Raw genomic sequence first — 12969 nt, 5'->3', positions numbered from 1 at the left:
CAAGATGAGAGGGACCCATGCTCGATATCGTCCGTACGTTGCTCGAAGCCTCGCCCCTGCTGGCGCTGTTCCTTGCCATCGCCACCGGCTATGCGGTCGGACAGATTTCGATTGCCGGAGTTTCCTTCGGGGCCGGTGCCGTGCTGTTCACCGGCCTGATCATCGGCGCCATTGCGCCGAAGGCGGCACCGCCCGGACTGGTCGGCACGCTCGGCCTCGTGATGTTCGTCTATGGCGTCGGCATCCAATATGGACCGCAGTTCTTCATGAGCCTGAAAGGGCCTGGCCTCAAGTATATCGCCCTTTCAACCGTGGCCGTGGTCGCTTCGCTCTTCGTCGCGATGGCGCTTGCTTCTCCCCTCAGGATCTCGATGGCGACAGCGGCAGGATTGTTCGCAGGCTCCGGCACGAGCACGCCGACCTTGCAGGCGGCACTGGCTGCGGCGGGAAATCAGGATCCGGCCATTGGCTACTCCGTATCCTATCCCTTCGGCGTCATTGGCCCGATCGTCCTGATGACGATCATGACTGCGCTGATCAAACCGACGTTCAAGACGCCGTCCCAGAACGTGCGAGTGGCGGAGTTGACGCTCGAGTCGAACTGCGAGGATCGGACGGTTGAGCAAGTCGCTGAGATCCTGCCGGCGGACATCAAGATCGTTGCCATTCGCCAGCACCATGTGAATGCGCCGCCCCTGGCAGGAACACGATTGCACGAAGGTGATGGATTGCTGCTGGTCGGCAGCCCAACCAGCATCGAGAAAGCCAAGATCGCCGTGGGCCACGAGGAGCCCGGGCGCATCAGCCGTGACCGCTCCAATTTCGACGTGGTGCGTGTCTACGTTTCCAAGGCTGCGTTCGTCGGCAAGACCATTCAGGAAATCCCGCTTCCCGATTTTCCTGTCGTCATATCGCACATCCGGCGGGGAGACGCCGAGATCATCGCATCGGCGGACCTGACGATCGAATTCGGCGATTTGCTGGTGGCGGCAGTGCCATCGGACCGGAAGGCTGAACTCCAACGACATTTCGGCGACAGCATCAAAGGCAACGCCGAGTTGTCCTTTGTCTCAATCGGCGTCGGGATCGCATTTGGCCTTCTGATCGGCATGATCCCGGTTCCTCTGCCGGGAGGCGGCAGCTTCAGCCTGGGCGTTGGCGGCGGTCCACTCGTCATGGCCCTCGTCCTGGGCTGGCTCGGTCGAACCGGCCCGCTGGGCTGGCGTATCCCGGTGGTGGCCAACCTGGTTCTGCGAAACCTCGGCTTGGCGGTGTTCATAGGCTCGGTCGCCATCGGGGCGGGCAGCCCCTTCGTTCAAACCGTCGCCAGCAACGGGATACAGATCCTACTCGGCGGCGCCGCCGTTCTGCTCACCCTGGTCCTGGTCGTGCTGGTCGCCGGGTATTTGCTGCGCATCCCCTTCGACGACCTGCTCGGTGTCTGTGCTGGTTCGACCGGCAATCCTGCCATCCTTTTCGCCGCCGGACGTCTGGCCCCGACAGAGAGGACTGATCTTGGCTATGCGATTTGTTTCCCAAGCATGACCGTCGTCAAAATCATCGCCGTTCAGGTTCTGCTGAGCTGAGAATCCTCTACATGGTGCTGGCCGGCAACACCCTGTAAGAATTCAATGAAACCCGTCATCCGTCTGTTAGGGTCTTCTTGACGGTTATTCTCAGGTCTGCACAATCCTCCATGATACGGCTGGGCTTTGTCTTGGAGTTTGTACCATGGCGTCTGTCCGAACTCTGCTGCTTGGATGCGCGGCGATCATCACCGGTGGAGCACAGGCCGCCGACCTGCCCGCCAAGACCGCAAGCCCCGTCGATTACGTCCGGATCTGCTCCACGCACGGAAACGGCTTCTTCTTCATTCCCGGCACAGAAACCTGCCTGCGGGTCAGTGGCCGCGCTCGCGCCGAATTCCTCTATCTCGAACCATTCGAGCGCTCGCAGGACACGATCGGCTTCCGCGGGCGTGGGCGCATCAACCTCGACGCGCGGACCGCCACCGCATACGGCCTGCTGCGCACCTACATCCGCATGGAAATGACCCGGAACACCGGGGCATACGGCTTCAGTTCCACGAGCCCGAAGATCTCTCAGGCCTTCGTCCAGTTCGGCGGACTGACCGCCGGTCGCGCGGTATCCTTCTTCACGAGCCCGGACTTGCCGGTCCCGAACTTCGGTGACCTGCGCTTCGATGATCCCTCGAACGCCGAAGTGAACCTGTTCGCCTATACCTTCTCGTTCGGCAACGGCCTCTCCGCGACTCTGTCGTTCGAGGACGGAACCCAGCGCAGCGTCAACAATGAGCTCGACTTCCCGTTCTTCGGAGCCGGCAGTCCATTTCCGGTTTTCGCTCCGATCGCCTCGACCTATGGCGGTGAGCGCGTGCCGGACGTGGTCGCAAACCTCCGCTACAAGGGCACCTGGGGCGAGGTGCAGTTGTCCGGCGCCCTGCACCAGATCCGTGACGTGGCGGCTGGCATCACGACCGTCAACGGCGTAGACGTCCCGGTGCTCAACCCGATCACCGGCCTGCCCAATCCGACCCATGCGGATACGGATTACGGCTTTGCCGTTGCCGCTCTGGGCTATGCCAATGTGCCGGCTCTCGGGGTCGGCGATACCGTATGGATGATGGCGACGTATACGGACGGCGCGATCGGCTACCTCAATGCCGGTCAGACGGACCCGATCAGCAACGGGTTCATCGGCGCCGGCGCGCTCTCCATGCCCTTCACGGATGCCTTCGTCGATCCGTTGACCGGCGAGTTCAAGACCAACAAGGCCTATTCCATCGCGGGCGGCTTCAATCACAACTGGAGTCCGACCTGGCAGACGAACGTCTTCGGGTCCTGGATGCGCTTCGATGCTCCAGGCATTGCCCAGTACACGGTCCCCGCAACGGCCGCGACGATTGCGGCCGGGACGGCGGGGACGACCACGGGCCTCGTCGACTTCGATGAGATTCGCGTCGGCGCCAATGTGATTTGGACACCGGTGAAGGATTTCCTGATCGGGGTCGAGGCGCTCTACATCAGGGTCGAACCGCGTGAGCGCGTCGCCGTTCCGATCGAGACGGCATCCGGCGATCCCACCGGCGCCTTCCGGCCGACAGGGTCGGAAAGCACTTGGGCAGGCCGACTGCGCATCCAGCGCGACTTCTGAGCGGTCGGAGGGAGCCGCTGAAGCGTTAACGCCGCCCCCCTCCTCTGAAGCCTCCACCACGCCCGCCACCGCCGAAGCCGCCGCGCGCGCCCATGCTGCGAGAAGGCCCAAAGGATCCCGAGCGGGAGAACTGGGGCGGAGGCCGGTTGAACTGTCGGCTCGCCATCTGCCGCTGATTGCCGAGCTGCCGCACCTGGGCATCGCGCATGACGTTTGACGGAAGCGGCTGACGAGGGGCCGGACGTTGCGCGGCAGGCCGTTGCGCTGGACGTTGCGGCTGCGCCTGTCTCTGCTGTGAGGCCGATCGTTGCTGGGCGGCCGGTCGGTCTACCGCCGTACGGCGCTGCGGGGCCGCCTCGCGTTGCTGCGAAGCCTGACGTTGTTGCGTTGCCGGACGCTGCTGAGGCACTTGGCGCTGCTGCGGCCGTTCACGAACGGCTTCGCTGTTTGCCATATCCCTCCGGGGCGGCCCACCCCCGCTCAGGCGCTGGCCGAGCGCAGCACCCGCAGCCCCGGCAGCACCGGCTCCGGCAAGCCCCTTGAGCGCTTCGCCGCCGCCGCGCTCCTGGAACCGCTGCCGGGCTTCCGGCGACAAGCCCTCGCGCCCTTCGCCACGCTGGAGCAGATCACGTTGCTCCGGTCGACCCACATCCTGCCAGCCGCCATCGAAACGCTGCCAACCCTCACCGGTATTGCGGTAAACATTGCCGTCCCGGCCTGCGTAGATGTCACCGCGCCGGCCCTCGCGGATGAAGCCCTGCCCGTTCGATGTATTCCACCGAAGCGCCGAACCGCCACCGGCGGTATCACGCGCCGTCGCCCGCGCCCATTCGGAACCTCGCTTGACCCCAGCCGATGTCCACGCTCCATAGACGTTGCGCCCACCTGCAAGGTAGCCGCCCGCATCCCCGCGCGGATTGTAGGCCCCGACGAAGCCGGCTGTTCCGCGGGGCCCCCAGGCCGCGCCCGCTCGGCCATAGGTGCCGGTCGCCGGGTTCCAGGTCCGTGCTCCAGCGATCCCGCGATAGGGCCCATACGCATAGCCATAGCGGCCATACATGCCGCGGACAGGGTTGTAATAGGCCCCAATTCCCCAGGTGGCTGGTCGTGGGTAGTAGATCGGGTATGCCGAACCCGGCCAGTTGTACCAGTATGGAGGGTAATACCAGCCGGAGCCGTAGACATAGGTGCCCCAGGCCAGGAAGCCCGACAGATACCCCATGGTGTAACCGTACCAGACCGCATCCGGCTCCGTGTCGTACACGCGAACATAGGTTGCGTCGTAAACGGGCGACGAAGGCGGGATCGCGTAAATCGCGTCAGGCACCTCGCGGGCGAGCTGCCATGGGCCATTCGGGCTGTCGGACACGAACCAGACACCGTCCTGGAGCAGGAAATACTGCCCGCCCACCTTGATTACTGTGTCCGTCGTGTTCGTCGCGTAAGCAAGATCGGTCGTCTCGATGGGAGCGAATTGAGCGTCGCCAGCGTAGGCGACCGTCGGCGTGATCGATCCGGTCTCGACCCGCGCCGTCGTGGGGATGCTGGCCTTGAGCCGCGCCTCGGCGGCCTCCGACGTTCCGGGCACGGTCGCGCGCACGGCATAATACGGCGCGTCCTCGGGAATGTTCCTGAAATCGGCAGGCAGATCGGGCGTGGCGAAGCTCCAGGGGCCTTCCAACGACGGCGCGCGGAACCATCGCCCTGACAGAAGCACGTACCACTGCTTCCCGGCCTTGTCGAAGAAGACGTCGGACTCGGTATTGGAAGCCCATTGCAACGAAGTCTTCGGCACGTCCTGGAGCTTGGGCTCGCCTTGGAACAGGATCATCTCGGCCAGGCCGTCCGTGGACAGGACCTTGGGCGCCTTGCCGTCCTGATACCGCTCCGGCGGAACGGCTCCACGGGCATCGGCCCAATTGCCGTCATCGGGCAGCTCCGTTAGCAGCGCGGGCAGTTCCGTCAGAGCCGTCCAGGGGCCGTGGATCGCGGGTGCGGTCAGCCAATGGGTATCGTCGCGCAGGTAGAAAGCGCCGGTGTCGTCGATCCGAAAGAGATCCCAGTTTGTATTGACTACGAACGAGAGCCCCGTCTTGCCCTTCACGGGCGCATAAGCAGGCTCCCCATCGGTCTGCACTAGGATCGCCGGAGTGTTCGAGACGAGGATCCTCGGCGGATCCGCCTTGAGCCCCATCACGTCGGTCATGCGCTTCTGTTCGGCGAGGCTTGCCGTCACCCGCGCCTCCGGGACCGTGATCGGTCCTGTCGGCAGGAGCTTGCCGGTCTCCACCGAGAGCCCTTTCAGGGCATCGCGATCAAGGCCTGAGAAGTTGAGTTCGGAGACGGTGATGTCGCTGATGACAATCTCGCCCGCATCCTCATCGTAGTATGTTGTGCCCTTGAGCCGTATTACGCCGAAGACCGGGTTGACGTCGGGCGCTTTCACATATTCAGCCGCAACCAGGGCCTCGATGGTCTTGAAATCGGTCCAGTCGGTGAATTGCGGCTGGAAAAGCACCATCAGGCCTTCGCCGATTTCATAGGAGCGAGGCCAGCCCTCGGAGTCCTTTTTCTCCTCCAGAAAGCGCCCGCTGATGAACCCGCTCTGCCCCTTCACCGTGACAGCGCACCAGCTTCCGGATTCCTCACACTCGCCGATCTCGACCGCCGTGCCGGCAGGCAGGGTCCGGATGGAGGAGAAGCTGGTTCCGGGACCTGAGCGGAAATTCACGTTAGTGGTGGTCACGCCCGGGGCGGCGAGCACCGTCGTGGTGGCAAGGATCGGAACGAGCGCGAACACGATCAGCTGACGCATCGGACATCACTCCTGCATGTTCCGGCAATGGGAAGTTCCAGCTGCCGGCTGCCTCTCCGGTTCGGCTCCTGCGGTGGCCGACAGGTCGAGCACACATCTCTTCCCTACAGCGGCTCATCGGCACGCAGAGGTCCTTGCGAAGAGTCTCACCAAAACGCGCATCGCGCCAAGAGCGTCCCCCCAACGTCCCCTCTGGCGCATACCACCATCGACAAAGCACACTATAGTTCAGCTGGAAGAGCTGCTTGACCGATCTGGACAGGCGCTTGACACTTGGGGCCAACCCAATCGGTGGCTGAACGGCCTCTCCGCGGATGTGCTCCGGCGATACTACCGGGGCAGGTATTCGAGCGCCCTCGGAGCAGACGTAGGGCCCAAACTGTCAAGAGACTGTCCCTATCGGTCAAGCCGAACGCTCCGTCTCGAGTAGTTTACTCGCGACCTTGAGTTCGAGCGATGCAGGGCCCGGCCCGAGCGTTAGACTGCAAGGACGTCATATCGGCGCATCGTATCTGCGTTTGCTCGCAGTCACGGATCTCGATGTTCAAGTCTCTAGAAAGCTTTGCAGTTCGCGAAGACCGGGGGAGAAGACTGGGGAAGAGGAGGACGACAATGGAGGGACGAAGGGAAATTATGATGGATCTCGCGGGATATCTGGCGCGCGTGGGGCTTGGTCTGTGCATTGCCGTGTTGGCTACAGGGACAGGCGCAAGGGCGCAAGGAAATCTCTCGGCCTATCAGGGAAGCTGGCTCGAGCGAGGTCCCGAATGCGCGGAGGTTTTCTCGGATGCCGGGAAAGGCACCTCGTTCAAGAAACCAGTCGATATCTTCGTGCCGGCCATGATCGTCTCGGGCAACCGCTTGAAAACGCCGAGCGCATCGTGTCGCATCAAATCGGTCCGGCCCGCCAGCGATCGACAGCTTCTCACCCTCGACTGCGCCAATGCCGTCGCGGGCAACGAGTTGCGGGTTCTCATGGCTCCTCAGCCGGACGGCTCGCTCAAACGCTTTTCCAATGAGCAGGACACGCTCGGAACCCGATATGAGCGCTGTTCGCGCTGACGCTGCGGACAGACTGATCAGGTTCGATTTCAATCCTGCCCTGCGTGAAAGCGGAATGTACCACCATCTTATAGGCGAACCGACGAGAAGCGTGATCGATGAAAGGTACGTTCCTTGACGTCGGACCATACGACTTTTGAGTTTTTGACGACATGGTCGTAAGGATGCAGGGTGGCGATTTCGCGGGAGGTGCAACGATGCCTGTGGACCGGAGATCTCTGCGGCGCGCTTTGGATGAACTCGTCAGGCTGAAAAGAAGCGCGGAGGGCCCGAGGCGCTTTCGAGCCATGCTCTATGACTCCGCGCTGGCGGAATGGGCAGGCCAGCTCGGCGTCGAACAACCCAAGCTCGACAGGATCGTCCACATCAGGGAAACGGCGTCAGACCGTTAAAGCATCGACCCCAAAAGGGACTCCACTTTTAGGTTCGATACTTCCTTCTTTGATGAGAGCAGCGTCCCGCCTCAGCGCAGGCCGATCTCCACTCCGCTCACGCTGGCGTTCAACTCCAGTCCGACGTTGCGGCCACGCAGGTCGAGCACGACACCCCTTGCATTCTGCAACCGAATGCCGGATGCCCCGCCTCCGACCGCGCCGCCCGCCCCGACTGCCGTGTAGGTGCCGGCGATATCGGAAGCCCGGCGCAGGTTGTAGGCGCGTCCGACCAGATCGGCCTTCGAGGCTCCAATGGTCGCGCCGAGGCTCAAGCCACCGACGCGCAGCGGATAACGCCGCCCCTGGAAGACGAGCGTCCCCCGACCACCGCCGACGCCCACGATGAACCCGGCCTTAACGACCTCGATGCGAACCGTCCCGGTCGCCGCCCAAACTGGCGTCACCGAAGCCGGCGCGAGCGTTACGGCAAGGGCCGCCAAACCACAGCGGAATGCGCGTCTGAATCCAATCATGAATCCCTCCCCCCTTCTCTCGTGCAGAGACGCTCTCAAGCCACATCATGCTCCTGTTCACGGACATTCGACACATGCCGTCACGGTCAGGAGCAACCCGGATGGAAACGAGAGGCTCATTCAATCGGGCTGGCGTGGCAGGAGACTATATTTCGCCCACCTCCCCGGCCAAGAGCGGCTTCATATGCAAGTACTGCGTCGCCTTCCGCTTGGCGATGATGTCTCTCCAGACATTCTCGACGACGGCGGCGGACAATCCTGCAGCAGCCGCCACTTTCGCTGCCGGGATGGAATGGTTCAATCCGTAGAGGCAGAGATCCATCTGATCATAAGGAAGGGCAAAATAGAATTCCTCCTGGGTCTGTGCCAAGGACCAGGTATCCGTGGTCGGAGGGCGACGGAGGATCTCATCCGGGACGCCCAGATAAGCGGCCAATTCATAAACCTGGGTTTTATAGAGATGGGCAATCGGCTTCACATCGGCAGCCCCATCGCCATACTTGACGAAGAAGCCCTGATCGTATTCCAGCCGGTTTGGCGTTCCTATGACAGCATAGTTCAGGCGTTCCGCATGGAAATATTCCATCATCTTCCGCGTCCGCTGCTTCATATTCGTAGCGGCAACGATGCCGAGATAGGCCGCCGGCGGCATCCGCACTCGACGCGTCTCTCCCTCCGGGCTCTCCACCACCAACGAGAAGAAATTGTAGCCGCTTCCCTCTGCGCCGTTGGCGATGACGACCTTGCACGACCAGTCTTCACCGTATTCCGGAACAATGTCGCGAATGAGCTCATTTCGCCGCGTGTAACAGCCCATGGCGTCAAGGGACGAACCGATATCCTCGACCTTGCTCCGGATTCCATAAGTCTCTGCCACAAGCTTTCCAAGCCTCAGGCTGTCCGGATCGGAGTCGTTTTCCGGCATCAGGAGGCAGAATACATTCTTTGGACCGACAGCCCGCACCGCGAGTGCGGCGCACAGGCTGGAATCGATCCCGCCCGATAAGCCCAACACCAGACCGCGCTTCCTCAAGGTCGTCTGAACCTGCGTCCGAAGCAGGGAAGCGATGCGGTCCGCTTCAACGGCCGGATCAATCGCAAGCATCGGATCCGACATATCTCTTTTCTTGGCCGCTGTGGTCAGACTCATTGAACTTGCTCCAGTGTCTCCGCAGCAAGTCTGCGGCTGACCTTGCCGGTGTCGGTTTTAGGCAACTCCATGCGGAATACTACCGATTTGGGAACCATGTAGTCTTCCAGATGGGCTGCACAGTGACGAATGATACTCTGCTCCGTAAGGGTCTCACTTTGTGCGACGACGATGGCATGGAGGGCCTGTCCTAGGATGGGGTCGTGAACACCCACGACAACGGCCTCGATGACACCTGGGCAGGCATGGATGACGGCTTCAACCTCCTTGGGTGCAACCTTCTCACCGCGGGTCTTGATGATGTCGTCCTTACGTCCCACGAAGTAGAGATATCCATCCTCGTCGGCTCTAAACAGGTCTCCCGTGTAAAGAACCCTCTCCCAGGGGTGCGGGCCAGGCCTGAGTGCTTTTCTTGTAGCCTCATCGTCCTCCCAATATCCCTGCATGACGTGTGGCCCGCGGATGACGAGTTCCCCGATCACACCTGAGGGCACCTTCTTACCGTCATCATCCACGACGAAGGCCTCGGTGTTGGGAATGGCAATTCCCACAGAGTCGGGCTTAACGTCCAGCTTCTCCGGCGGAAGATAGGTGCAACGCTTGCATTCCGTCAGACCGTACATCGAATAGATCCGAACGTCGGGGAAAAGCTTCCTTAACTGCGCGATATGAGACGGCGGCAGGGCCGCGGCCGTGTTGGTAATATAGCGGAGATCAGGAAACGAACCCGGCACCAGATCCTTCATCTGAAGGATCAGCGCCGCCATGGTAGGGACGAGCGGCAGCCCGGTCACGTGTTCCCGCCGCATGACAGCGAAAATTGCCTGAGGAAAAGCGAAGGACTTCTCAAGCACGAGGGTAGCTCCGAGCTTGATCGACATGATGAGTTGGTAAAGACCATAATCGAATGCGATCGGGAGCACGTTGAGGATGATGTCGGATGACACATTCTGGATATACGTCGAGATCGATGTCGCGGCAGCTTCCATATTGCGATGCGTCATCATCACGCCTTTGGGCCGCCCCGTCGATCCGGATGTATAGATCAGCATGGCAAGATCCATATCGATCCCGCCATGGCGCAAGGGCGCCGAGAACCGATGCGAAACGCAATCCGAGAAGGACAGGGCGAACGGTAGCTTGTTCTCCCCGTCTCCGGCGACGACGGTGAGCTCAACGGTAGGCGACATTTCCACTGCGGCAGCAGCAACACCACTCAACTTAGACTGTGTTATGACAGCCTTCGCCCGACAGTTCTGGAGAATGTACGCCAGCTTGTCGGTCTTTGTCGTTGCATTGATGGGACTGAATGTGGCTCCAACCTTGAGGGCGGCGAAGATCGAAACCACCGCCTCCCAGATATTCTCCATGAATATGACCACACGATCATCGCGTCCTACGCCATTCTGCGCAAGAGACCATGCCATCCGCTCAGAGAGGTCGTCGAGTTCATCATAAGTGAGCCTTCGACTGTTGGTAATCAAGGCCTCCTTGCGGCCGTGCTTGCGCGCACTCTCGCGCAGAAATTCCTCGACGCGCATATAATCTTCTCCACTCATATCTTCCGATCACGCAGCCCGTACTCCCGCGGTGGTTTTGCGGTCTATGTAGGCGCACAAGCTGCTGATCGTATCGAGATTGGCAGGGATGATTTCCGCGTCGGCAACTGCGATCCCGTACCTCTCCTCCAGAAAGGCCACGAGCTCCAGGATCCCGGTTGAATCGACGATTCCACTTTCGATCAATGACACGTCATCGGAAACCGGGCGGCTCGTATCGCCAAAAAGGAAGTTATCGACGATGAAGCTGCGAAGTTCATTTGCAATAGTAGCAGGCATCTTCTCTCTCCATTCAAACTCTAGGCGGCATACGTACTCTGGTACTTGGTCGATGCACCGAAAGCCTGTTGCCATAGTTGCGTCGACAGGATGCTGACGAACGCCGTGCTGTCGCGGAATCCGGCGGAGTTCTGCCGCCGGCACTTTGCATGAAGCTTCTCAACCGCCTGTGGGCTGAAAATGCCGACCTGGGCAACAGCGCGCGGTGAAAGCATTTCCGCAACATAGTCGGGCGCACCTTCCATGCTGAAGGGATCGCAGTCCGGTGCACGATACGGCTGCTTGGTGCGCCAAGCTATCGACGGAGGCAGCAAGTTCTTGGTTGCCTCGCGCAGGATATGCTTCTCGCTAAGCCCCTTGAGCTTCGCCCCGGGCGGCAGCTTGGCGGCAAACTCCACGACACGATGATCGAGAAATGGGAAGCGCCCTTCCACCCCATGAGCCATCGCGACGCGATCTCCCTGGCTGGAGAGGATGTACCCAGGCAGGAGGAACGTGGTTTCAATATACTGCGCCTGGTGCAAGGGGGCCCAGCGCTTGAAATCCGCCGGCAGCCGGTCGATCAAGGTCTGAGCGGCATCGAATCCTCCCAGCGTTGCGCGGAAATCTCCGGAGAAGAAGATCTTGGCGGCAGATGTACTGCGGAAACGAGGCAGATGAGAGAACAGGGGACTATCCGATGCATCGTCACCGCCGCAGAAGAACGAAGTCAGATATTCCGGAGTCTGCTGGCTCAGGTTCGGCAGGTAGGGATAGAGCCGCCTGAACAAGTGGCTCCGGAAGCGGGAGCGTGGCTGGCGGGCGCAGAAGCGACGGACTGCCGCCTCCTTGAAGATATCATAGCCCGCGAAAACCTCGTCAGCCCCCTCGCCTGTCAGGACGACTTTAAACCCGTGATCGCGCACCAGACCCGACAACATGAAGAGCGGCGCCGGAGCGGTCCTGACAACAGGCGTCTCCATATGCCGCACAACATCGGGAAATATCCGAGCGATGTCTTGCGGAAGGCATTCTACCGAACTGTGCTCAGTTCCAAGAGCACGCACGACTTCGTCCTGATATGAGCTTTCATCATGTTCGGCGGAGGCGAATGTCACCGAGTACGTCCGCAGACGGCTCGATATCGTGCGTGCTGCAAGCGCACTGACGATCGATGAATCCAAACCACCCGATAAATAGGCTCCCACCGGTACATCAGCTCTCAATCTTATGCGTGTGGCGTCATCCAAGAGATCGAGAAGCTCTTCCGACCTGTCCTTCATCGAGACGGTACGGCTTGTCGTTTGCCGGTCAGGAAACGACAGTTGCCAATAGGGCCTGGAGCGCAGCCCATTCGCGTCGATCGCCATGATGTGCGCCGGCGGAAGTTCCGATATGTTCTTGAATATGGTTCTTGGCGCGACCGGAGCCCACAGGGTGAAGATCTGATCAAGAGCGAACGGATCGATTTCTGCGTCGATTCCGGGAACGCGCAGGATTGCCTTAACCTCCGACGCGAAGAATACCGTATCCCTGTGACTTGCGTAATAGAGCGGACGAACGCCCATGCGATCCCGCGCAAGAGTCATACGGCGCTCGTGACCGTCCCAGATCGCAAAAGCGAAATCGCCATTCAAAAGGGAAACGCAGTCTGCTCCATGCTCTTCGAATAGGTGCAGGATGACTTCGGTATCGGAGTTCGTCCGGAAGCGGCGCCCACGCTCCATGAGTTCTTGGCGGAGTTCAACGTGATTGAAGATTTCGCCGTTGAAACTGATCCAGAACCGCCCGCTCCCGCTCGACATCGGCTGATGTCCGTCGGAAATATCGACAATCGACAGCCTCGTATGTCCAAGCCCCACCCCATCGCCAACAAAGATGCCCCGATCATCCGGGCCACGATGTTCGACGGCATTGACCATTCCCTGGAGTATCGATCGCGACCTTTCCGGAGCAACGCCAGTTCCGAAAAAGCCCCCTATACCGCACATGTCGAAGCGCTCCCATGATACCGGAAGATGAATAAATCAACGTGATCGCCTAC

Annotated in this window: 9 protein-coding genes; 3 read left to right on the top strand and 6 right to left on the bottom strand. The window is 60.8% G+C overall.

Annotation, left to right across the window (positions count from 1 at the left end; translation table 11 throughout):
• Positions 1-17: 17 nt before the first annotated feature.
• Both H0S73_RS12905 and H0S73_RS12900 read left to right on the top strand, forming a co-directional pair.
• Positions 18-1586, top strand: coding sequence for an aspartate:alanine exchanger family transporter (locus H0S73_RS12905; protein WP_181052546.1), 1569 nt, complete (start codon positions 18-20; stop codon positions 1584-1586).
• Between the two features lie 145 nt (positions 1587-1731).
• Positions 1732-3174, top strand: coding sequence for a porin (locus H0S73_RS12900; protein ID WP_181052545.1), 1443 nt, complete (start codon positions 1732-1734; stop codon positions 3172-3174).
• Positions 3175-3199: 25 nt separating this feature from the next.
• Here H0S73_RS12900 and H0S73_RS12895 read toward each other — a convergent pair whose 3' ends face one another.
• Positions 3200-5989: an SH3 domain-containing protein gene (locus H0S73_RS12895; RefSeq protein ID WP_181052544.1), complete on the bottom strand. Its 2790-nt coding sequence runs from the start codon at positions 5987-5989 to the stop codon at positions 3200-3202.
• A 540-nt stretch (positions 5990-6529) separates the two neighbouring features.
• Here H0S73_RS12895 and H0S73_RS12890 point away from each other — a divergent pair.
• A complete protein-coding gene (locus H0S73_RS12890) occupies positions 6530-7051 on the top strand; it encodes a GIY-YIG nuclease family protein (RefSeq protein WP_343058355.1) in 522 nt (173 codons plus the stop codon).
• A 463-nt stretch (positions 7052-7514) separates the two neighbouring features.
• On the opposite strand, the gene H0S73_RS12885 is transcribed toward H0S73_RS12890, so the two are convergent.
• The 5 genes from H0S73_RS12885 to asnB all read right to left on the bottom strand — a co-directional run bounded on the left by H0S73_RS12885 (position 7515) and on the right by asnB (position 12916).
• The gene (locus H0S73_RS12885; protein ID WP_181052543.1) at positions 7515-7958 is read right to left on the bottom strand and encodes a lipid-binding SYLF domain-containing protein; all 444 of its coding nucleotides are present in this window, start codon (positions 7956-7958) and stop codon (positions 7515-7517) included.
• A 145-nt stretch (positions 7959-8103) separates the two neighbouring features.
• Positions 8104-9108 (bottom strand): NAD(+) synthase, encoded by a 1005-nt coding sequence (nadE, locus tag H0S73_RS12880; RefSeq protein WP_181052542.1) that lies wholly within the window; start codon positions 9106-9108, stop codon positions 8104-8106.
• On the bottom strand, positions 9105-10649 hold the full coding sequence (locus tag H0S73_RS12875) for a class I adenylate-forming enzyme family protein (protein ID WP_181052541.1): 1545 nt from the start codon (positions 10647-10649) through the stop codon (positions 9105-9107). The genes nadE and H0S73_RS12875 overlap by 4 nt, the downstream gene beginning before the upstream one ends.
• A gap of 27 nt (positions 10650-10676) precedes the next feature.
• On the bottom strand, positions 10677-10946 hold the full coding sequence (locus H0S73_RS12870; protein WP_181052540.1) for an acyl carrier protein: 270 nt from the start codon (positions 10944-10946) through the stop codon (positions 10677-10679).
• Between the two features lie 20 nt (positions 10947-10966).
• Positions 10967-12916, bottom strand: coding sequence for an asparagine synthase (glutamine-hydrolyzing) (asnB, locus tag H0S73_RS12865; protein WP_181052539.1), 1950 nt, complete (start codon positions 12914-12916; stop codon positions 10967-10969).
• Positions 12917-12969 lie beyond the last annotated feature (53 nt).

The organism is Microvirga mediterraneensis, assembly GCF_013520865.1.
Taxonomy (GTDB): Bacteria; Pseudomonadota; Alphaproteobacteria; order Rhizobiales; family Beijerinckiaceae; genus Microvirga; species Microvirga mediterraneensis.
The sequence above is the reverse complement of the archived record's forward strand: the minus strand, read 5'-3'. Positions and strand labels throughout refer to the sequence as shown.